Raw genomic sequence first — 20,006 nt, 5'->3', positions numbered from 1 at the left:
CTGACTTCGCACCGTCGCTCGACGACCATTACCCTAGGCCACAGTCCGCACCCGCGGGCTCGCACGGCGCGCCGTGCGATCAGGCCCGTCGAGGGAGCACCGTTTCATGGCCAGGAGCAGGAAGAAGTCGCCCCGGCGAGCGACGTCGCACGCGAAGGCCACGGCCGCGCCGACGCCGCAGGAGGACTCCCCGGAGAGCTCGGCCGAGGGGTCCTCGAAGGATCCCGTCGCGACATCCGCCCGGAGGACCGGCAAGGATCCGGTCACACGCTCCCCCACCGGCAAGGACTCCGCCCCGTCGAAGGTCCCGGGGAAGCCCGCCGGCGGAGAGGTCGCCGAGAAGGCGAAGGACTCCACCCGCTCCACCTCGGTGAAGAAGGCCGCCGCGGCGGAGAGCGGCCGCAGCCCCCGCCGCCGGGTCGCCGCTGCGACGCAGAACCCCGCCTGGCTCGCCCCCACCGCCGTGGTGCTGCTGATCGTGGGTCTGGCCTACCTGGTCACCTATTACATCTCTGCCGGCCAGCTCCCACTCCCGATCGGCGACTGGAACCTCGGCGCAGGCTTCGGCGTGCTGATGGTCGGCGGCGGCATGCTCATGTTCTGGAAGTAGGCCAACGCCTCTCCTGCGCCCGTCCGGCGCGATGGGGAGTTCTCCCCACCGCGCCGGCGACCCCTCGCCGGTACGCTCAGGGGGACGCGCGCTCGGTCGAGCGCTGTCCACCGAACTCAGCGCACCATCCGACGGGGGCCCCATGAACAGCATCTCGACCCGGCACAGACTCCTCGCCGTCCTCCTGCTTCCCTTCCTCATGGTGCTCGCGGGGTGCGGGAAGCTCCATGCGGATCTCGAGATCCAGGACGTCGACACGATCAACCTGTCATACGACCTCGCCATCGACAAGGACGTCCTGGCGGGGGCCTACGGCGACGCCGACACCATGTGCTCCGCGATGACCGAGAAGCTGTCCATCGGCGGCGAGCTCGCCCCCGAGGTCGAGTCCTACGAGGAGGGCGGCCAGCTCGGCTGCCTCGTCTCCGGCGTCATCACCCGCGACAACTTCGGCTCCGACCTCTCCCTCACCGAGGAGGACGGCGAGTACCACCTGGTCCTCACCGGCGACGAGGCCGCGCAGTTCGGGGACCCGGCGATGGCCGATTTCGACGTCCGGATCACCTTCACCTTCCCCGGTGAGGTCATCGAGTCCAACGGCGGCGAGGTCGAGGGCGACTCCGTGACCTACACCGATCTCACCCAGGTGATGCAGGGCGTCGACATCCGGGCGGATGCCGGCGGCTTCCCCTGGATCATCGTGATCGTGGTCGTGCTGGTGCTCGGGTTCCTCGTCCTGCTCCTGCTCGCGGTGATCGCCTTCTTCGTGATCCGTGCCCGCCGGAACCGGGGCGGCGGCTCCACCCCCTCGGGCATGCCCGGCGGCTACGGTGCTGCAGCAGCCGCCGGCACCGCCGCCCCGCAGGGTCAGCAGTGGGGTCGGGCCTCGCCGCCGCCAGCACCGCAGGCTCCGCAGGGCGAACAGCCCTGGTCCCGTCCGCCGCAGGACGGGCAGCAGTGGGGCCGGCCGGGTCAGGGCCAGCAGCCGCCGCAGAATCCGGGCTGGTGACGCCGCCTCGGTGAGCCGTCCGGGGGCCGTGTGAGCAGGGTCATGGCTTCCGGATTGGCGCCGGCGGGACGCGACCGTTAGAGTTGACCAGGTCAGTTCAGCTGGCGAGCGCCCGTAGCTTAACGGATAGAGCATCTGACTACGGATCAGAAGGTTGGGGGTTCGAATCCCTCCGGGCGCACTTTCTGGATGAAGCCCCTCACCGCACCGACCAGTGCGGCGAGGGGCTTCTTCGTGCTCTCGATGTCACGCCCGCGACGGCCACCGATCAGCAGCTGTCAGTAGCTGTGCGGGTCGTCCGCCGTCGCCGCCCCGGTGACGTGCTCGGCATGGGAGAGGGTCTCGGCGAGCAGCCGGCGCACATGGGAGTCCGAGGCGCGGTAGAAGGCGAAGGTGCCCTCCTTGCGGCTCTCCACGAGGCCCGCGAGCCGCAGCTTCGCCAGATGCTGGCTGACAGCGGCCGGAGTCGCCCCGACCGTCTCGGCGAGCACGTTCACGCTGGCCTCCTCGCTGAAGAGCGTCCAGAGGATCTTCACCCGGGTGGCATCCGAGAGCATGCGGAAGGTGCTCGCGGCGATCCGGGCGTGCTCGTCATCGGGGACCGGATCCACGGGCGAGGGATGCATGGGGCCATGGTACGCAGATCTTGCTATCTGCATGCTTACGCAGATACATTGACAGCGTGAACCACTCCCCTGCCCGACAGGCTCCTGCCCACAGCCACCACGACCACGACCACCGGAGCTCCCCGTGGGCGCGGCTCCGCCATGCGCTGACCCCGCACAGCCATGACCACGGGGAGGCGATCCGCACGGCGGAGGAGTCCAGCGCGATCGGTATCCGAGCAGCCTGGGTGAGCCTGGCGGGCATGGGCGCCACCGCACTGCTGCAGATCGTCATCGTGGCGCTCAGCGGCTCCGTCGCCCTGCTCGCCGACACCCTGCACAATCTCGGTCATCTCGCGACCACGGTCCCGCTGATCATCGCCTTCCGCCTGGGGCGACGCGCCCCCACCCGCCGCTACAGCTACGGGTTCCGGCGCGCGGAGGATCTGGTGGGGCTGCTGATCGGCGCGGTGATCGCGCTGTCCGCCGGGCTCATCGGGTGGGAGTCGGTGCGGGCGCTCACCAGCTCGCGGGACATGACCCATCTGGGCTGGGTGCTCGCCGCGGCCGTCATCGGCGCCGCCGGGAACGAACTGGTCGCGCGGTACCGGATCCGCGCCGGCCGGAAGATCGGCTCCGCCGCGCTGATCGCGGAGGGCCAGCACGCCCGCACCGACGCGCTGACCTCCCTGGCCGTGATCATCGGCGTGCTCGGGGCCTGGCTGGGACTGCCCTGGATCGACCCGGTGATCGGCCTCGGGATCGCCGCGATGGTGATCCTGGTGCTGATCAGCTCGATGCGCACCGTGATCCGCCGCCTGATGGACGGGGTCGAGGCCGACACCCTGGACGCGGTCGAGGCGGCGGCGACGGTGCCCGGCGTCCTTGCCGTGCGCGAAGCCCGTGCCCGCTGGATCGGTCACCGGCTGGAGGCAGAGGTGGCCGTCGACGTCGACCCTGCGCTCAGCGCGGGCCGCTGCGCTCAGCTCGCCGGCACGATCGAGGCGGGGATGCGCCGCTCCCTGCCCCATCTGGACCGAGCGGGGGTGCGCTGCACCGTGGCGACCGCGGCAGCGCAGGGGCCGTCGGCCCCGCCGCCCCCGGCTGCTCCCGTGACGCGATGAACCGTTCCGGAGGCCTCAGATGACCCGGGTGACCTGCTCGCCGCGGAACCAGTCGCGGGGCGCATGGGCGATCTTCACGGGAGCGGCCTCCCGCTCCTCGGGACGGGCCCAGACCACGGCGTTGGCCAGCACCCGCTGGATCTCGGCCTGGTGGTAGACGGGGTACTCCTGGTCGCCGGGGCTGAAGTAGAAGATCTTGCCCTTGCCGCGGCGGAACACGGCACCGGAGCGGAACACCTCTCCCCCGGCGAAGGACGAGAGGAAGACCAGCTCGTCGGGGGCGGGGATGTCGAACATCTCGCCGTACATCTCCTGCTGCGGGATGAGGATCGGGTGCGGGATGCCGCGGGCGATCGGGTGGGAGCCGTTCACGGTCCAGACCCGCTCCTCCTCGCCGTCGTTCCGCCACAGCAGGCTGCAGGTGGTGCCCATCAGCGCCGTGAAGGGCTTGGAGTAGTGGGCCGAGTGCAGCGGGATCAGGCCCATGCCCTCGTGCACGCGGCGCACCACGCGCTCGGCGATCTCGTCGGGCACGTCCTCGTGCGCCATGTGACCCCACCAGGTGAGCACGTCGGTCTCGGCGAGCGACTCCTCGGAGAGGGACTCCTCGATGTCGTCGAGCAGGGCGATGCGCACCTCGGCATCGACGCCGTCGGCCGCGAGCAGGGAGCGCAGTGCCTCCGCGATGACCGTGTGCATCCCGTCGGGATAGATCTCCTGCACCGTCTCGTCGAGCTTCTCGTGCCGGTTCTCGCCGAAGACGGCGATGCGCAACGTCATGGTGTCCTTCCTCCTGTCACTGAGTGGCCCCTGGATCGCTCGAAGGGACGGTCGGTCCATCGTAGAGCGGGGCCGATGACCGAACCGTGACCGGGATGTGATCCGGTTCTCACTCGAGTCGGGCTATGGTCGTTCCCAGGCTCCTTCAATGGCGAAGGGGCCCCTTCTTCCTCGGAGCCGCTCATCCGGCTCCGAGATGCCGTTCGAGCGCCGCGGACGCCTCCCGGTGCCTGTGCGCCGCCCGGGCACGGCCCATCGCCCCGCCGAGGGCTCGCCCCGCGCCGGGGCCCCATCGGTGGTGCACCTCGACAGCGCCCGGGACCTCCCGCAGCGTGAGCGATGCGGTGAGGTGGAATCTCGAGCCGGCGAAGGCGCCCAGGAGCACCGTGCGCCGCAGGCTGCCGGTCTCGACGTCCAGCCGTCCCGGTCCGCGCTCATGCACCGTCCAGCCGCGGTCGGTGAAGAACTCCGCGATCAGACCGCGGACGGCGGGCAGGTCCCCGGCGATGATGAGGACGCGGCCCGCGGGGAGAGCAGCCCTCATGCCGCCCGGCCGTCACCGATCCGGCGCAGCTCCGCGTTGCCCAGGTGCGGGACCTCGCGATGCTCGTGCGGATCCCTTCCGGACCCGACCGCGAGCGCGATCTGCAGCACGTCGCCATGGGCGACCAGCACCACGGGTGCCTCACGTGCCAGCTCATCGGCTGCGGACAGCGCCGCGGAGACCCGGGCGGCGACGGCCGCGACCTGCTCGACCCCGCCCCGGTGGGTGCCGCGGTCGCGATCCACCTGCCAGATCTGCTCGTAGGCGCTCGCGGGGCCCTCGTCGTGCCGCCCGAAGCTGCGCTCCCGCAGGCGCTCGTCCACGCGCGGCGGGGCGGCGCCGAGCCCGGCGGCGAACTCCTGGGCCGTCTGCAGGGCGCGGGCGAAGTCGCTCGAGACGATCACCGTCTCCGGTCCCAGCCCCTGGGCGAGGCCCTCGCGGGCGGCCGCGCGGGCCTGGGCGCGGCCGCGCTCGGTGAGCCCCACCTCGACCAGCGCCCGCGGTCCGGGGACGGAGACGATCAGCCCCTCGACGTTCGCCGTGGACTCACCGTGGCGGAGCACCCAGACCTGCCCCCTGCCGGCGCTCAGGGGGAGACGACCTTGCCGGGGTTCAGGTTCCGTCCCGGGTCGTTGTCCGCGAACAGGCCCTTGACCATGCGGGTGCCGACCTCGCCGATGTCCTCGGTGATCCATGGCTGGTGCTCGGTGCCCACCGCATGGTGATGGCTGACCGTGGCGCCGAGGTCCACGAAGGTCTGCTGCACCGCGCCCTTGGCGGCGTAGTACTGCTCCAGCGCCTGCTCCTGCGAGGAGTAGGGGAAGGCGAAGGTGAAGTAGAGGCAGGCCCCGGCGTGGTAGCTGTGCGACATGTGGCAGAACATGAAGCCGGGCAGGCCCTGCTCCTCCTGGGTCGCGTAGAACGCCTGGTAGGCCCTGGCGTGGAGCTCGTTGAGCTGCGACCAGGTCGCTCCGGTGTCGCAGACGTCGCCGAAGACCTGGTAGTCCATCAGGAAGTCACGCAGGTAGGGGGTGTCGAACTTCTTCTGGTCGTAGATCGCGCCCGGGCCCGCCCCGAGGGTGATGCCGCCGTTGCTCCTGACGATCTTCTTCACTAGTGCCTTCTGCTGCTCGACCGCCTCCTTGGAGCCCTCGAAGCAGACGTAGGAGATCGACATCTCGTTCGTGGTGTCCCAGCCCTTCGAGCGCAGGTAGGCGAACAGCCCGTCCTGCACCTTCGCGGCGACCCGGCCCTTGGTGGAGCTGGGCTCCTTGACCATGGAGAGGCTGAACTCGGTCTCCGGCCCGTCGGAGAGACGGGTGAAGGTGGGGGTGACGTCGGTGGAGCGGGCGATCGCGTGCATGCCGCGGATGCCGTGCTCCCAGTCCGGGTACATGTAGGCGATGACCTGGCGCACCGGGGCGAGGCGATGGACCTGCACGGTGGCCTCGGTGATCACGCCGAGCCGGCCCTCGCTGCCCAGGATCATCTCGTGCACGCTGGGGCCCGAGTCGCGGCCCGGGATCGGCTTGGTGACGGCGACGCCGTCGGGGTGGACCAGGCGCAGCCCGCGCACGATGTCCTCGATGTCCCCGTACTTGTCCGACTGCATGCCGGAGGAGCGGGTCGCGGCCCAGCCGCCGAGGGTCGAGTAGGTGAAGGAGTCCGGGAAGTGGCCGACGGTCCACCCCTGGGCGTTGAGCTGCTCCTCGAGGTCGGGGCCGTAGGCACCGGCTTCGACCCGGGCCAGGCCCGCGGTGTCGTCGATCTCCAGGACGTCGCGCATCCGGCCCAGGTTCAGGGAGATCACCGGGCGCTGCTCGGCCACGTCGGGCGTGACCGAGCCGGAGATGCTGGAGCCGCCGCCGTAGGGGATCAGCACCAGGTCCTGCTCGATCGCGAGCCGCAGCACCGCGGCGACCTCCTCCTCGGAGGCGGGATAGACGATGACGTCGACCAGCCGGCCGAAGTCGCCGGCGCGCACGCGGAACAGGTCCGGCAGGGAGCGGCCGAAGGAGTGGATGACGCGGTACTCGTCCTCCTCGATCACGTTCTCCGCGCCGACCGCCGCGGTCAGTGAGGAGCGCACCTCCTGCGGCAGACGGCCCGCGGGGATCTCGAAGACCGACAGGTCGGGCACGACCGGCTGCTGGGAGTCCAGGTCCACGCCGACCTTGTTCCTCGCCAGCACCGGGAAGGCGGGCTTGTTGTCGTACCGGAAGGTGACGTCGTCCAGTCCCCAGCCCCACCACTTGTGCCGCTTGACCTCGCGTGCGCTCAGCCGATCGCTCATGCGGAATCCTCCTCGCCCCGGGCGCCCACGCCCAGGACCTCGTCGTGATGCTCGTCGTACAGGTCTCTGACCCGCGCGTGGATCCGGGTCGAGTAGTCGACGGCGGATTCGTCCAGGTCGGAGATCATCGGCTCGCCGAAGACGACGCGGACCGGCGGACGGCCCGGCAGGGGCCAGTAGCGGCCCTTGGGCATCGCCTCGTAGCCGCCGATGATCGCCGCCGGCACGACGGGCACGCCGACCCCGATCGCGAGCGCCGCGGCACCGGGCTTGAAGTCCGACATCCGCCCCGTCGTCTGCCGGGTCCCCTCGGGGAACACCAGGATCGGGACCCCGGAGCGCAGCAGCCGGCGAGAGGTGCCGGCGTGCTTGCGGCTCCCGCCGCGGTCGATCGGGAAGGCGTTGAGCAGGGTGCGCACGAAGATCCGGCGGTACCAGTGGTCGAACCAGTAGTCCGCAGCGGCCCCGGTGCACAGGAACCTGCCCTGGGCCCAGGGCAGGCTCATCGCCAGCAGGGGGCCGTCCACATGGCTGGTGTGGTTCGCGACCAGCACGAACGGTCCACGGATGCTCTTGACCCGGCGGTGCGTCTGCACCTGCGGGGAGACGACGGAGTGCACGAAGCCGCGGAAGAGCACGCGCTGCAGCACGAAGCGCGCCGCCGCCCGCCAGCCGGAGCGGTACTTGGCCAGCTCTCCCGTGGGCTTCTCCCAGCCCTCGCCGCGGGAGCGCGCGGACAGGGAGTGCGCGGACAGCGAGTCCAGCAGCCGCCGCGAACGGTCCTTCAGGTCATCGGTCGCCCTCGCGGTCGCGTCGGCAGCCCGGGACCGGGCCGTCGGAGCGGGGGGCGACGGGTCCGCGTCGGGATCGGCACCATCCGCGTCGGGGCCCTCGACGCCGGGGGCGGTGCTGGGCGGCATGTCCTGCGGGGTCACACGATCACTTCTCCCGGTTGCGGCGGTGGCTGATCAGGGCGCTGAGCCGAGCGACCAGTCCCCGCGGCATGGCACGCAGCACCGCTGCGATCAGCTTCCAGCGGGTCGAGGGGATGGAGACCGGACGGCCGCGGGCGACATCGCGCAAGCAGTCCTCGACCAGCCGTTCGGGGTCCAGCCATAGCGGTCCGGGGATCGAGGAGCCCTTGATGCCGGCGCGGGAATGGAACTCGGTGCGCACCCAGCCCGGCATCAGCGCGGTGACCTGCACCCCGGTGCCGGCCAGCTGCACGCCCAGGGATTCGGAGTAGTTGCCCGTCCACGCCTTGATCGCGGAGTAGTTGTTCTGGGTGACCAGTGCCGAGACGGAGCCGACGTTGATGATCCAGCCCTCGCCGCGCGCGCTCATCGCCCGCCCGGCGGCGCCGCCGAGCTTCAGGACGGTCCGGATCATCACCTCGAAGCCGCGGTCGTGCGGGGCGAGGTCCGCCTCCAGCAGGCTCGCCCTCACCGAGAAGCCGGCATTGTTGACGAGGACGTCGACGGGCTCGGCGGCGAATTCGAGGCGGTCGGCGACGCGCTGCTGGGCGTCACGGTCGGCGAGGTCGGCGACGAGCGTCTCGACCTCGACACCGAACTCTCTGCGCAGCTGCGCGGCGACCTCCGCGAGGCGATCGGCGTCCCGCGCGACCAGCACGAGAGCTGTCCCGCGACCCGCGAATGCTCTGGCGAACGCGGCCCCGATGCCTGCGGTACCGCCGGTGATCAGGGCCCTATGCATGGCGGCTACGATACACTAGCGCCGCCCTGACCAGCGCGGAGAAGCCCCCTGGTGGGAGCCCCGCAGGGCATCCCGCGGGTGTCGCCGCAGCCGCACCCCGCGCCCCGCCGTACCCGTCCACAGAGGATCCCATGTCGCACAGCACCTCCCCCGCCGCTCAGCCCGCCGCCGGCGGCTCGACCAGCGGGGCCCGTCGGATCCTGCTGACCGGAGTGACCGGATTCCTGGGCCAGGCCGTGCTGCGGTCGCTGCTGGAGACCACCGAGGACGTCCACGTCACCGCCGTGGTGCGCCCCAAGGGCTCGGTCACCGGCCGCAGGCGGCTCGAGCAGCTGCTGCGCAAGCCCGTCTTCTCCTCCTGGGCGGATCTGCTCGCTGCGCAGGGCGAGGACGGCACCGCGGCCGGCGGCAAGGCGCGGCTGCAGGAGATCTTCGACACCCGCGTGAGCGTGCTCGAGGGAGACCTCACCGACATGCCCGCGATCACCGAGCCCCTCGACGTGGTCATCCACTCCGCCTCCTCGGTCTCCTTCGATCCCCCGATCGACGAGGCCTTCCGCACCAACGTCGGCGGCGCACAGAACCTGTACGAGGCGCTGCTCGCCTCCGGGCAGGACCCGCACGTCATCCACGTCTCCACCGCCTACGTCGGCGGCATCTCCAAGGGACTGCGCCAGGAGGGCTCGCTCCAGGCCGACGTCGACTGGCGCGCCGAGTACGAGGCCGCGCTCGCCGCCCGCGCTCGGGTCGAGGCCGAGTCCCGTCGGCCCGAGACCCTGCGCTCCCAGATCCGCGCCGCGAAGGTGCGCGTGGGCCGGATGGGCCCCAAGACCGTCGCCACCGCCTCCGAGGACGCCCGCCGCGAATGGGTCGACGAGCGCCTGGTCGACTTCGGCCGCACCCGCGCCCAGTCCGTCGGCTGGACCGACATCTACACCTTCACCAAGGCGATGGCCGAGCAGGTCGCCGAGGAGCTGTGGGCAGGTAACGGTCACCGCGTCTCCTTCGTGCGCCCCTCGATCATCGAGTCCGCGATGACGAAGCCCTACCCGGGCTGGATCGACGGCTACAAGGTCGCAGACCCCTTGATCATGGCCTACGGCCGCGGCATGCTGCCCGAGTTCCCGGGGCTGGCGGACTCCATCCTCGACGTGATCCCGGTGGACCACGTGGTCAACGTGATCGTCGCCCTGGCCACCCAGGAGGTCTCCCGCCGCGGCGACGACGCCTACTTCCAGGTGGTCTCCGGCAACTCGAACCCGCTGCCCTTCCACGAGATGGTCACCGCGGTGCGCGAGTACTTCGTGCAGCACCCGCTGGAGGATGACAAGGGCCGCGCCATCCCGGTGCCCGAGTGGTCCTTCCCGGCCGTGGAGATGGTCGAGCAGCGATTCCGTGCCAAGGAGCTCACGGCGAAGCTCGGCGCCGCCGCGGTCGCCTACCTCCCCGCCACCCGGCGCACCCGGGAGTGGACCTCGGGCCTGCACACGGCCACCTCGGGCCTGACCATGCTGCGCAAGTACATCGAGCTGTACCGGCATTACACGAAGACCGAGATGGTCTTCGACGACGCCAACACCCGCGCGCTGCGGGACGAGCTCCCGGCGGAGTTCCTCGCGACCCATGACTTCGACATCACCGGACTGGTCTGGAAGGACTACTTCCAGCAGCAGCACCTGCCGGCCGTCACCGACCTGACCAAGGCGTACTCCCGGGCGAAGTCGGCGCAGAAGAAGCGCGCCTCGCGTCCGGCCCCCGCGCTGAAGGAGTCCACCGACTCGCTGGCCGTGTTCGACCTCGACGGCACCGTGCTGGCCACCAACATCGTCCAGCAGTACTTCGCCGTGGTCCGGGCCACCCGGCCGCGCCGCACCTGGCCGGCCGAGATCGGCGGTCTGCTCGCCGCGGTGCCCGGCTACCTGCGTGCCGACAAGCGCGACCGCTCGGAGCTGATCCGCCTGGTCAACCGCCGCTACAAGGGCTACCGCAGCGAGGACCTGCGCACCCTGATGCAGGGGGAGGCCGGGCGCCGGATCCGCGCCTCGATCCGCCCCGAGGCGCTGGAGACCATCGAGCGCCACCGCGCGGCCGGGCACCGCACGGTGCTGGTCTCCGGGGCGCTGGACGTGCTGGTCGAGCCGCTCGCGGATCTCTTCGACGAGGTCGTCGCCACCCATATGGACGAGGACGAGACCGGCGTGATGACCGGCTACCTCGCGACTCCCCCGCTGGTCGACGAGGCCCGCGCGAACTGGCTGCGCAAGTACGCCGCCGAGCACGGCGCGGACCTCTCCGCCTCCTACGGCTACGGCGACTCCCACGCCGACGCCGCCTGGCTGGACCTGGTGGGCACCCCCGCCGTCGTCGCGCCGGACCTGGGCCTGTACGCGGTGGCGAAGAAGAAGCGCTGGCAGATCCTGGAGTGGTGAGCCGGTAGGCCGGCAGCGGCGGCGCCGCCCGGGCCCCGACTGGGGCGCTCGGCGGCGCCACCAGCGATCTGCCTCATACGAGGGTTGAACGGATATACGCCGTTCAACCCTCATATGCGTCATATTTCCGGTGGCCGACCGTCCCTCCCCACACCCCCGCTGTCCACATCTGCCCCGGTCCCCCGCCCCGCGCTCACCATCCGCGCCCAGACTCGGAGCATGTTCGGTCCCAGCCGCCTGACCCTGCCGGCGAGCGCGCTTCGCCCCTCGCGGCCTGCGCGTGGGCTGCAGGGAACCCTCCACCTGGGCGCAGAGCAGCTCGGGGTCGCCCGCCGCAGTCAGCTTCCAGCCCTCGACCTCACGCAATGGACGATGCGAGCTGCTCTCGAGCGGGGCGAGCTGCGGCGCATCGCGTCCGGCTGGTACGCCGTGCCCACCGCCGTCCCCGACGTGGTCGAGGCCCTGGCCGCCGGATGTCGGCTGACCTGTCTGGACGCCTTGCGGATGCACGGGCTGTGGATCCCTGCGAGACCGGCCGCCGAGAGGGAGCACCTGCATGTCTATCGAGCGGGCAGCAGAGTCCCCCTGCCGCCGACGATGATCGCGCATTCCCCACGCAGCCGTTCATGGCCGGAGCCGGACGCGGTCGCCTCGCTCCGCCTCGCCCTCACCCATGCGCTGCGCTGCTGCAACGGCGAGACCTCCGCGATCCTGCTCGAATCCGCGATGGAGCGCGGCCTCCTCTCGCCCGCTGAGGTCCAGCAGATCCTCGATGACGCGCCGGATGCCGTCCGCTCCCGGATCGGCCTGCTCTCCTCGGCGAGCGACTCCGGCTCGGAGACGAGGGTCGTGCGGGGGCTGCGACGCGGCGGATTCCAGGTCGAGCAGCAGGTGTACGTGGAGGGGGTGGGGTATCTGGATGCCTACGTCGGCGGCGTCTTCCTGGAGATCGACGGGCGCGCGTTCCATTCCGACCAAGACGCCTTCGGTCGGGACCGCCGCCGGGACCTGCGCGCCATCCGGCACGGGCTGCAGGTGCTGCGTGTGAGCTACGACCAGGTCTGGCACCAGTGGCCCACGACTCAGCAGGACATCCTGCGGACCATCGCGGAGGTCGGCGGATTCGGCCGGCGCAAGGTGGCACAGCTGGCCGCCGCCTGACTGCTGTGGCGCGGGCAGCACCACGTCGACGGAGGACGACGCCCAGGCCGACGCGGACGAGGGCACCGACACCGACACCGACACCGACACCACCGGATCCGAGGACGCCGAGGACAGCTCGGACGACGCGACGGAGGACTCCGAGGAAGGCGGCGACGACTCGGGCTCCGAAGAGGGCGGTGACACCCCGGCTGCCGAGGCGGCGGTGGTGGATATCGGGACGGAATTCACCGATGAGGAGACCGGTGACGTGATCACGGTCGTCTCCGCGATGCGCCACAACCCCACCGAGTACTACATGGCCACCGACAACCCCGAGGGCGAGATGATCTACCTCGAGGTCGCGGTGACGCCCGGGGACATCTACGGCGGAGTCCTCAGCCAGCGGGACTTCTACCTGGAGGACGGCGGCGACGAGGTGAACTACGCGGCCAGCGCCGATGACGAGCTGATCGACGCCGGCTACGAGTACTTCGACGGGGCCCCGCGCCGCGACGGGGAGGCCACCGGATACATCCCGATCTACATCGAGAGCACCGGCGACTCGCTCAAGGGCGCGTACGTGCGCCCGGAGATGAAGATCCTGGGCGAGGACGCTACCGTCCCCGAGTTCGAGATCCCCGCAGCCTGAGCTGTCTGGTTCTCGCCGATGACCGTGTCCCCAGCCCGCCAGCCCGCCAGCCCGCCAGCCCGCCACCAGAATTCTGACGCAGGTGAGGTGTGAACGCTCCACAGCCGTTCAGACCTCATATGAGGCAGAAATCTGGTGGCCGGGACCAGCTGCGGGCGGGGGCCGGACAGGACGAGCCGCGACCGGCCCGGGGTGGGCGCAACCGCGGGGGCGCGCCGCTGCCCGGCTCACAGCACCGAGGCGAGGAAGCTCTGCAGGCGCTCGGACTGCGGATGGTCGATGACCTGCTCGGGGGTGCCGCGCTCGAGGATGCGGCCCTCGTCCATGAACACCACCTGGTCGGCGACCTCGCGGGCGAAGCCCATCTCGTGGGTGACCACGACCATGGTCATGCCGTCGGCCGCGAGGTCCTTGAGCACGGCCAGCACCTCGGAGACCAGCTCCGGGTCCAGGGCGCTGGTGGGCTCGTCGAAGAGCATCAGCTCGGGGTCCATGGCCAGCGCCCGGGCGATCGCGACCCGCTGCTGCTGCCCGCCGGAGAGCTCCGCGGGGTAGTGCGCGGCGCGGTCGGCCAGGCCCACCCGCTCCAGCAGGGTGCGGGCCTTCTGCTCCGCCGCCGCCTTGGCCAGGCCGCGCACCTGCACCGGCGCCTCCATCACGTTGCCGAGCGCCGTGAGGTGCGGGAACAGGTGGAAGCGCTGGAAGACCATGCCGATGCGGGAGCGCTGGGCGGCGATCTGGGCGGCGGTGAGCTTCTGCCAGCGGCCATCGGGCAGCGGGTCGGGCTGGAAGCCCTGCACCTCGCCGTCGATGAGGACGCGCCCGGCGGTGGGCTCCTCGAGCTGGTTGATGCAGCGCAGCAGGGTGGACTTGCCGGAGCCGGAGGGGCCCACCAGCACCGCCACCTCGCCGGCGTGCACCGTGAGGTCGCAGGCCTTCAGCACGTGCAGGTCGCCGAAGGTCTTGTGGACCGCCTCGACCTCGATCACCGGCCGGGGCGGGGCGGCGGGAGACCAGTCGGTGCCGGGCGCGGGGTTCTCGGGGGTCCGGGTCATCACAGCTCCACCTCCGGGAGCGGGTCGTGCGGGGTGGTGCCGGCGCGGTTCACGGCGGCCTGGCGGGAGCGTCCGCCGCGGCCGGTGGTCGGGGTGCGATCGTCGAAGCCGCGCCCGAAGTGCTTCTCGAGGTAGTACTGGCCCACCATCAGCACGCTGGTGATCGCCAGGTACCATAGCGCCGCGACGATCAGCAGCGGGATCGGGGTGAACAGCTTGTTGGCGATGCCGTTGGTGGCGAAGGTGAGGTCGAGGGTGAAGGGCACCGCGAGCACCAGCGAGGTGGTCTTCAGCATGCCGATGGTCTCGTTGCCCAGCGGCGGGACGATCACCCGCATGGCCTGCGGCACGATGATCCGGCGCAGGATCGTCCCGTTGCTCATGCCCAGTGCCTTCGAGGCCTCGGACTGGCCTCGGTCCACGGAGTTCAGGCCGGAGCGGATGATCTCGGCGAGATAGGCACCCTCGTTCAGGCCCAGGCCGATCACCGCCGCCCAGAACGCGGTGAGCAGGTCACGGGTGGAGAAGCTCAGCAGCTCGGGACCGAAGGGCACCCCCACCACGATCTTGGGGACGATCACGGTGAACAGGCCCCAGAACACCAGCTGCGTGTACACCGGGATCCCGCGGAAGACGAAGATGTACGCCCAGCTCACGCCGCGCAGCACCGGGTTGTCGCTGCGGCGCATGATCGCGGCGGTGAGCGCCACGGCGGTGCCCAGCACCATCGACGCCGCGGTCAGCAGCAGCGTCCAGCCGACGCCCTGGATGACCTTGACATCCAGCAGATAAGTGGCCACGGTGCCCCAGGCGAGCACCGGGTTGGTCACCAGGAACCACAGCAGGCCGAGGGCCAGCACGGCCACGACGACGGCGGAGATCCAGGTGCCGAGCCGGGAGGCGGCCCGGGCGCGGATCGGGGTGAATCCGTCCGCGGCGGTCGGCGGGCCCGACGGGGCGGGGGTCTGGGTGGTGCTCACGGCTGGGGGTTCACTTCCGCGGTCGGGATCATGCCGGCGTCATTGCCCCATGCAGCGAGGATGCGCTCCATGTGGCCGGAGTCGATGAGGTGCTGGACGGCGGCGCGCAGCGCCTCGGCCAGCTCGGGCTGGTCCTTGGCGACGACGATGCCGTTCAGCGCGGACTCCTCGATCTCGCCGATCGCCTCGAGGGTGCCGCGGGAGCGGGCGACGGCGTAGGCGGCGACCGGGGAGTCGGCCATCAGGATGTCGCCCTTGCCACCGGCGACGTTGGTCGCGGCATCGGAGTTCGAGGTGTAGGCGAGCAGGTCGTAGGCGGGCTCCCCCTCCTCGCGGCATTCCTGTGAGCGCTCGATCGCGAGCTCCTCCTGGTAGGTGCCGACCTGCAGGGCGACCCGCTTGCCGCAGAGGGCGCCCGGGTGGATGTCGTAGGGATTGCCGGCCTTGACGGCGTAGGCGATCCCGGCCTGGAAGTAGGAGACCATAGTGACTGCCTCGAGCCGCTCGGCGTTGATGGTGAAGCTCGAGATGCCGAGGTCGTAGGTGGCGCCGACGGCGGGGATGATCTGCGCGAACACCGCCGCCTCGGTGCGGGTGGACAGTCCCAGCACCGCACCGATCGCGGTGAGGATGTCGATGTCGAAGCCGATGGCCTCGCCGCTGCTGCCGACGAACTCGCCGGGGGCGTAGTTCAGGGCGGCACCGTTGATCAGCTCGCCGCGCTCGCGGATCTCTGCGGGCACGAGGTCCGCGATCTCGGGGACCTCCTCGATAACGGAGAGGTCCACTGCGGGCACGGCATCGGATTCGGCGTCCAGGCGCTCGGAGGCGCGGGTGCAGGAGGCCAGCGCCGGGGTGAGCACGCCCGTGGCGAGCAGCAGGGGTGCGGCGCGCAGCAGGTTGCGCCGACGAGGCCGGGAGGAAGTCACCGATGAATAGTATTCACGAGGCTGTATGGAAACAAGTTGTTGTCGCGTGCTTCACCGTCGGCCCGGTCCCGCAGGCGCCCCGGCACCCCGTGGGTCGCTCTCAGCCGTCCAGCGCCCTCCCGCCGGTCACCCTTGCGGCCTCATCCTCCGCCCCGTGGCCGGAGAGCTCCTCCTCGGCGTCGATGTCGACCGTGGCGCCCTCGAACTGCGAGCGGTACAGCCGGGCGTAGGCCCCGCCGTGGGCGAGCAGCTCGTCATGGCTGCCCTGCTCGACGATGTCCCCGGCCTCCATCACCAGGATCAGCTCCGCATCGCGGATGGTGGAGAGGCGGTGGGCGATGACGAAGCTGGTGCGACCCTCGCGCAGGACGTTCATGGCCTGCTGGACCAGCACCTCGGTGCGGGTGTCCACGCTCGAGGTGGCCTCGTCCAGGATCAGCAGGTCGGGCCGGGCCAGGAACGCCCGGGCGATGGTGACCAGCTGCTTCTCGCCGGCCGAGAGGGTGGATTCGTCGTCGTCCACGACCGTGTCGTAGCCGTCCGGCAGCTGCCGGGCGAAGTCGTCGACGTGGGTGGCGCGGGCCGCCTCGATGACCTCCTCGTCGCTCGCGTCCAGGCGGCCGTAGCGGATGTTCTCCAGGAGGGAGCCCTTGAACAGCCAGGTGTCCTGGAGGACCATCCCGGTGCGTGCGCGCAGCTGGGCACGGGTGAGGTCGCGGATGTCGATCCCGTCGATCGTGATCCGGCCGCCGTCGACCTCATAGAAGCGCATCACCAGGTTCACCAGGGTGGTCTTCCCGGCCCCCGTCGGCCCCACGATCGCGACCGTGTGGCCGGGGTCCGCGACCAGTGACAGGTCCGTGAGCAGTTCCCGGTCGGGGCTGTAGGAGAAGCGCACGTGCTCGAACTCGACGCGACCCTCGCGGATGCCCGCGGCGGCGGTGTCGATCGTGGTCTCGGGCTCCTGCTCGCCGGCGTCCAGCAGCTCGAAGACCCGTTCGGCGCTGGCCACGCCGGACTGCAGCATGGTCGCCATCGAGGCGACCTGGGACAGCGGCTGGGTGAACTGGCGGGAGTACTGGATGAATGCCTGCACGTCCCCGAGGGTGAGCTGGCCGGAGACGATCCGCAGCCCGCCCACGATCGCGACGGCGACGTAGGACAGGTTCCCCACGAACATCATCAGCGGCATGATCAGGGAGGAGACGAACTGGGCGCCGAAGGTGGCGCGGAACAGGGTCTCGTTGCGCTCCTCGAAGCGGGCGGCGACCTCGTCGCGGCGACCGAAGACGGTCACCAGGGAGTGGCCGGTGAAGGCCTCCTCCACCTCGGAGTTCACCACGCCGGTGGCGTCCCACTGCTGGGCGAACAGCTTCTGCGCGCGCTTGCCGACGAAGCTCGTGACCACCAGCGCCACCGGGATCACCGCGAGCGCGATGAGGGACAGCCGCCAGGAGATGGTCAGCATCATCACCAGCACGCCGAGCACCATCAGGATCGAGTTCACCAGTCCCGTGACGGTGTTCATCAGGGTGTTCTGGATGTTGTCGATGTCGTTGGTGACGCGGGAGAGGATCTCGCCGCGCTTCATCCGGTCGAAGTAGGCCAGCGGCAGCCGGTGCAGCTTCTCCTCCACCTCGCGGCGCAGGCGCGAGACCATGCGGTAGATGATGCGGTTCAGCGCGACGCCCTGGAGCCACATCAGCAGCGCGGAGACGGCGAAGAGGCCGACGGCGAGCGCGAGGGTCTGGTGCAGCGCGGTGAAATCGATGCCCTGACCCGGGGTGAGGGTCATCCCCGAGAGCATGTCCGCGAACTGGTCCTGGCCCTGGTCGCGCAGACCGGCGATCACCTCGGCCGGGGAGGCGTCCGCGGGGAGGTCCTTCGAGATCAGACCGGTGAAGATGATGTCGGTGGCGTGGCCGAGGATGCGCGGACCCACCACGCTGAACGCCACCGAGACCAGCCCCACGGCGATCGCGAGGAAGAGGAAGGCGCGCTCGGGGCCCATCTCGCGCACCAGGCGCTTGCTGGAGGGCCAGAAGCTGCGGGCGCTCTGGCCGGGGCGGAGCCCGCGGGCGGCGTCCTTCTCCGCGGCGATCTCGGCGGCGGTCCCCGCCTCGTCCCCGGCGGGGGTCGCGGGCGCCTGGGAGCCGACGGGGGTCGCGGGCTCCTGCGGGGCTCGGGGCGTCCTCTTCGGTGCTCTCATCAGGCCACCTCCTCCTCGACGCCCTGCGAGCGGACGATCTCCCGATACGTCTCCGAGCTCTCGAGCAGCTCGGTGTGGGTGCCCTGGGCGACGACGCGGCCGTTGTCCAGCACCAGGATCAGGTCCGCCCCGGTGATGGTCGAGACGCGCTGGGCGACGATCAGCAGCAGCGCCTCGCGGGTCTCCGGGACCAGCGCCGCCCGCAGCTTCGCGTCGGTGGTGAGGTCCAGCGCGCTGAAGGAGTCGTCGAAGAGGTACAGCGAGGGCTTCGCGGCCAGGGCCCGGGCGATGCACAGCCGCTGCCGCTGCCCGCCGGAGACGTTGGTGCCGCCCTGGGCGATCGGGGAGTCCAGCTCGGTGGGCATGGCGGCGACGAAGTCACGGCCCTGGGCGACGGTCAGCGCGTGCCACAGCTCCTGCTCGTCGGCCGCAGGGTTGCCGAACCGGAGGTTCGAGCCGACGGTGCCGGAGAACAGGTAGGGCCGCTGCGGGACCAGGCCCACCCGGTCCCAGAGCACGCGGGCGTCCAGATCCCGCAGGTCGTGCCCGTTCAGCAGCACCCTCCCCGCGCTCGCGTCCATCAGGCGGGGCACCAGGTTGAGCAGGGTGGTCTTGCCGGCGCCGGTGCCGCCGATGATCGCGACGCTCTGCCCGGCGCGGGCGGAGAAGGAGATGTTCTCCAGCACCGCGCGCTCGGCGCCCGGGTAGGTGAAGGAGACGTCCTCGAAGGTGAGCTCGATCGGTCCCTCGAGCTCGCGGATGCCGTCGGTGCGCTGGTGGACGCTGGTCTCGGTGGAGAGCACCTCGGTGATGCGCTCGGCGGAGACCAGCGCGCGGGGGATCATCATCGTCATGAAGGTCGCCATCATCACCGCGATGAGGATCTGCATCAGGTAGGCGATGAAGGCGGTGATCGAGCCGACCTCCATCTGGCCCGCCTCGATGCGGGGCGCGGCCACCAGCAGCACCGCCACGCTGGAGATGTTCAGGATGAACATGATGATCGGGTTGATGAGGATCATCAGCAGGCCGATGCGACGGTTCAGATCCGTCAGCCGGCCGTTGACCACGGCGTACCGCTCGCGCTCACGGTCCTCGCGCACGAAGGCGCGCAGCACGCGGATGCCGGTGATCTGCTCGCGCAGCACGGAGCTGATGTCGTCGATCGCGCCCTGCATCTGCGCGAACAGCGGCGCGGCCCTGACGATCAGGAGCCCGACGGCCACCAGCATCACCGGCACCATCACCGCGATCAGCCAGGCCATCCCCGGTTCCACCCGCAGCGCCAGGATCACGCCGCCGATGCCCGTCACCGGGGCCTGGACCAGCATGTTCAGCGAGAAGAAGACCAGCATCTGCACCTGCTGGACGTCGTTCGTGGAGCGCGTGATCAGCGAGGGGGTGCCGAACTCGGCGAGCTCGCGCGGGGAGAAGGAGCTGACCTGACCGAACACCCGCGAGCGCAGGTCCTTGCCGGCCCGCATCGCGGAGCGGGCGGCGAAGAAGTTCGCCACCACCAGCGCGATGATGTTGCCGAAGGAGATGACCAGCATCAGCCGGCCCAGCTGCCAGATCACCGGGATGTCGGCCTGGGCGACGCCGTCGTCGATGATGTCGGCGTTCAGGGTGGGCAGGTAGAGCGCGGCCAGCACGCCGACGATCTGGAAGAGCACCACCAGGAGCACCCAGATCCAGTACGGCTTGAGGGCCCCGAGCACCAGGCGCAGCAGGGTCACGAGCTTCCTTCCGAGAGGCCGCCGAGCGGGACTCGCGCGGGCGGCCCGTGAAGCATAGGCTCTCCGGCCCCGGTCCGGCATCCGACGTCGGTCTGCTCCGCGCACGGCGGAACCCGGTGGCAGGGCGCGGCGCCAGTGCGTGGCGGTGACCACGTCCGCCGGGGCTCCTCAGGGCTCGTCGTCTACCGTGGGCCG

18 protein-coding genes and 1 tRNA gene are annotated in these 20,006 nt (G+C 70.8%); 7 read left to right on the top strand and 12 right to left on the bottom strand.

The window, feature by feature from the left end; translation table 11 throughout:
• Window positions 1-106 precede the first annotated feature (106 nt).
• From ACHUEU_RS12680 to ACHUEU_RS12670, 3 genes are all read left to right on the top strand, one after another.
• Window positions 107-610 carry a cell division protein CrgA gene (locus ACHUEU_RS12680; protein ID WP_394216488.1) on the top strand — a complete coding sequence of 168 codons (504 nt, stop codon included), beginning with the start codon at window positions 107-109 and terminating at the stop codon, window positions 608-610.
• A gap of 142 nt (window positions 611-752) precedes the next feature.
• Window positions 753-1,619, top strand: a complete 867-nt coding sequence (locus ACHUEU_RS12675) for an LppM family (lipo)protein (RefSeq protein ID WP_394216487.1) — start codon at window positions 753-755, stop codon at window positions 1,617-1,619.
• Window positions 1,620-1,727: 108 nt separating this feature from the next.
• Window positions 1,728-1,800: transfer RNA gene (locus ACHUEU_RS12670), tRNA-Arg, on the top strand.
• A 97-nt stretch (window positions 1,801-1,897) separates the two neighbouring features.
• Here ACHUEU_RS12670 and ACHUEU_RS12665 read toward each other — a convergent pair.
• Complete coding sequence (locus tag ACHUEU_RS12665; protein ID WP_394216486.1) at window positions 1,898-2,245, bottom strand: ArsR/SmtB family transcription factor; 348 nt, start codon at window positions 2,243-2,245, stop codon at window positions 1,898-1,900.
• Between the two features lie 56 nt (window positions 2,246-2,301).
• Between ACHUEU_RS12665 and ACHUEU_RS12660 the strand changes: the two genes are divergently transcribed.
• Entirely contained in the window at window positions 2,302-3,348 is a 1,047-nt protein-coding gene (locus tag ACHUEU_RS12660) for a cation diffusion facilitator family transporter (RefSeq protein WP_394216485.1), read from the top strand.
• Between the two features lie 15 nt (window positions 3,349-3,363).
• Here the strand turns inward: ACHUEU_RS12660 and ACHUEU_RS12655 are convergent, their stop codons facing one another.
• The 6 genes from ACHUEU_RS12655 to ACHUEU_RS12630 all read right to left on the bottom strand — a co-directional run bounded on the left by ACHUEU_RS12655 (window position 3,364) and on the right by ACHUEU_RS12630 (window position 8,681).
• Window positions 3,364-4,128: a ThuA domain-containing protein gene (locus ACHUEU_RS12655; RefSeq protein WP_394216484.1), complete on the bottom strand. Its 765-nt coding sequence runs from the start codon at window positions 4,126-4,128 to the stop codon at window positions 3,364-3,366.
• Between the two features lie 181 nt (window positions 4,129-4,309).
• Window positions 4,310-4,672: a hypothetical protein gene (locus ACHUEU_RS12650; protein WP_394216483.1), complete on the bottom strand. Its 363-nt coding sequence runs from the start codon at window positions 4,670-4,672 to the stop codon at window positions 4,310-4,312.
• Window positions 4,669-5,235, bottom strand: coding sequence for a histidine phosphatase family protein (locus ACHUEU_RS12645; protein ID WP_394216482.1), 567 nt, complete (start codon window positions 5,233-5,235; stop codon window positions 4,669-4,671). The genes ACHUEU_RS12650 and ACHUEU_RS12645 overlap by 4 nt, the downstream gene beginning before the upstream one ends.
• Window positions 5,236-5,258: 23 nt before the next feature.
• The gene (locus tag ACHUEU_RS12640) at window positions 5,259-6,965 is read right to left on the bottom strand and encodes an FAD-binding oxidoreductase (protein ID WP_394216481.1); all 1,707 of its coding nucleotides are present in this window, start codon (window positions 6,963-6,965) and stop codon (window positions 5,259-5,261) included.
• Window positions 6,962-7,900 (bottom strand): lysophospholipid acyltransferase family protein, encoded by a 939-nt coding sequence (locus ACHUEU_RS12635; protein ID WP_394216480.1) that lies wholly within the window; start codon window positions 7,898-7,900, stop codon window positions 6,962-6,964. Before ACHUEU_RS12635 ends, ACHUEU_RS12640 begins: the two co-directional genes overlap by 4 nt.
• Before the next feature lie 4 nt (window positions 7,901-7,904).
• Window positions 7,905-8,681, bottom strand: a complete 777-nt coding sequence (locus tag ACHUEU_RS12630; RefSeq protein ID WP_394216479.1) for an SDR family NAD(P)-dependent oxidoreductase — start codon at window positions 8,679-8,681, stop codon at window positions 7,905-7,907.
• Between the two features lie 131 nt (window positions 8,682-8,812).
• On the opposite strand from ACHUEU_RS12630, the gene ACHUEU_RS12625 reads away from it, so the two are divergent.
• The 3 genes from ACHUEU_RS12625 (at window position 8,813) to ACHUEU_RS12615 (ending at window position 12,902) form a co-directional block, all read left to right on the top strand.
• Window positions 8,813-11,110: an HAD-IB family hydrolase gene (locus ACHUEU_RS12625; RefSeq protein WP_394216478.1), complete on the top strand. Its 2,298-nt coding sequence runs from the start codon at window positions 8,813-8,815 to the stop codon at window positions 11,108-11,110.
• Window positions 11,111-11,482: 372 nt separating this feature from the next.
• Complete coding sequence (locus tag ACHUEU_RS12620; RefSeq protein WP_394216477.1) at window positions 11,483-12,271, top strand: endonuclease domain-containing protein; 789 nt, start codon at window positions 11,483-11,485, stop codon at window positions 12,269-12,271.
• Between the two features lie 208 nt (window positions 12,272-12,479).
• Entirely contained in the window at window positions 12,480-12,902 is a 423-nt protein-coding gene (locus ACHUEU_RS12615; protein ID WP_394216476.1) for a hypothetical protein, read from the top strand.
• A gap of 227 nt (window positions 12,903-13,129) precedes the next feature.
• On the opposite strand, the gene ACHUEU_RS12610 is transcribed toward ACHUEU_RS12615, so the two are convergent.
• The 5 genes from ACHUEU_RS12610 to ACHUEU_RS12590 form a co-directional block, all read right to left on the bottom strand.
• Complete coding sequence (locus ACHUEU_RS12610; protein ID WP_394216475.1) at window positions 13,130-13,957, bottom strand: amino acid ABC transporter ATP-binding protein; 828 nt, start codon at window positions 13,955-13,957, stop codon at window positions 13,130-13,132.
• Window positions 13,957-14,937, bottom strand: a complete 981-nt coding sequence (locus ACHUEU_RS12605; protein WP_394216474.1) for an amino acid ABC transporter permease — start codon at window positions 14,935-14,937, stop codon at window positions 13,957-13,959. The genes ACHUEU_RS12610 and ACHUEU_RS12605 overlap by 1 nt, the downstream gene beginning before the upstream one ends.
• The gene (locus tag ACHUEU_RS12600; protein ID WP_394216473.1) at window positions 14,934-15,866 is read right to left on the bottom strand and encodes an ABC transporter substrate-binding protein; all 933 of its coding nucleotides are present in this window, start codon (window positions 15,864-15,866) and stop codon (window positions 14,934-14,936) included. Before ACHUEU_RS12600 ends, ACHUEU_RS12605 begins: the two co-directional genes overlap by 4 nt.
• A gap of 100 nt (window positions 15,867-15,966) precedes the next feature.
• The gene (locus ACHUEU_RS12595; RefSeq protein WP_394216472.1) at window positions 15,967-18,075 is read right to left on the bottom strand and encodes an ABC transporter ATP-binding protein; all 2,109 of its coding nucleotides are present in this window, start codon (window positions 18,073-18,075) and stop codon (window positions 15,967-15,969) included.
• A complete protein-coding gene (locus tag ACHUEU_RS12590; RefSeq protein WP_394216471.1) occupies window positions 18,075-19,811 on the bottom strand; it encodes an ABC transporter ATP-binding protein in 1,737 nt (578 codons plus the stop codon). Before ACHUEU_RS12590 ends, ACHUEU_RS12595 begins: the two co-directional genes overlap by 1 nt.
• Window positions 19,812-20,006 lie beyond the last annotated feature (195 nt).

The organism is Brachybacterium vulturis (assembly GCF_043641765.1).
GTDB lineage: Bacteria > Actinomycetota > Actinomycetes > Actinomycetales > Dermabacteraceae > Brachybacterium > Brachybacterium vulturis_A.
Note: the sequence above shows the minus strand (reverse complement) of the source record. Positions and strands in the feature narration are given on the sequence as shown.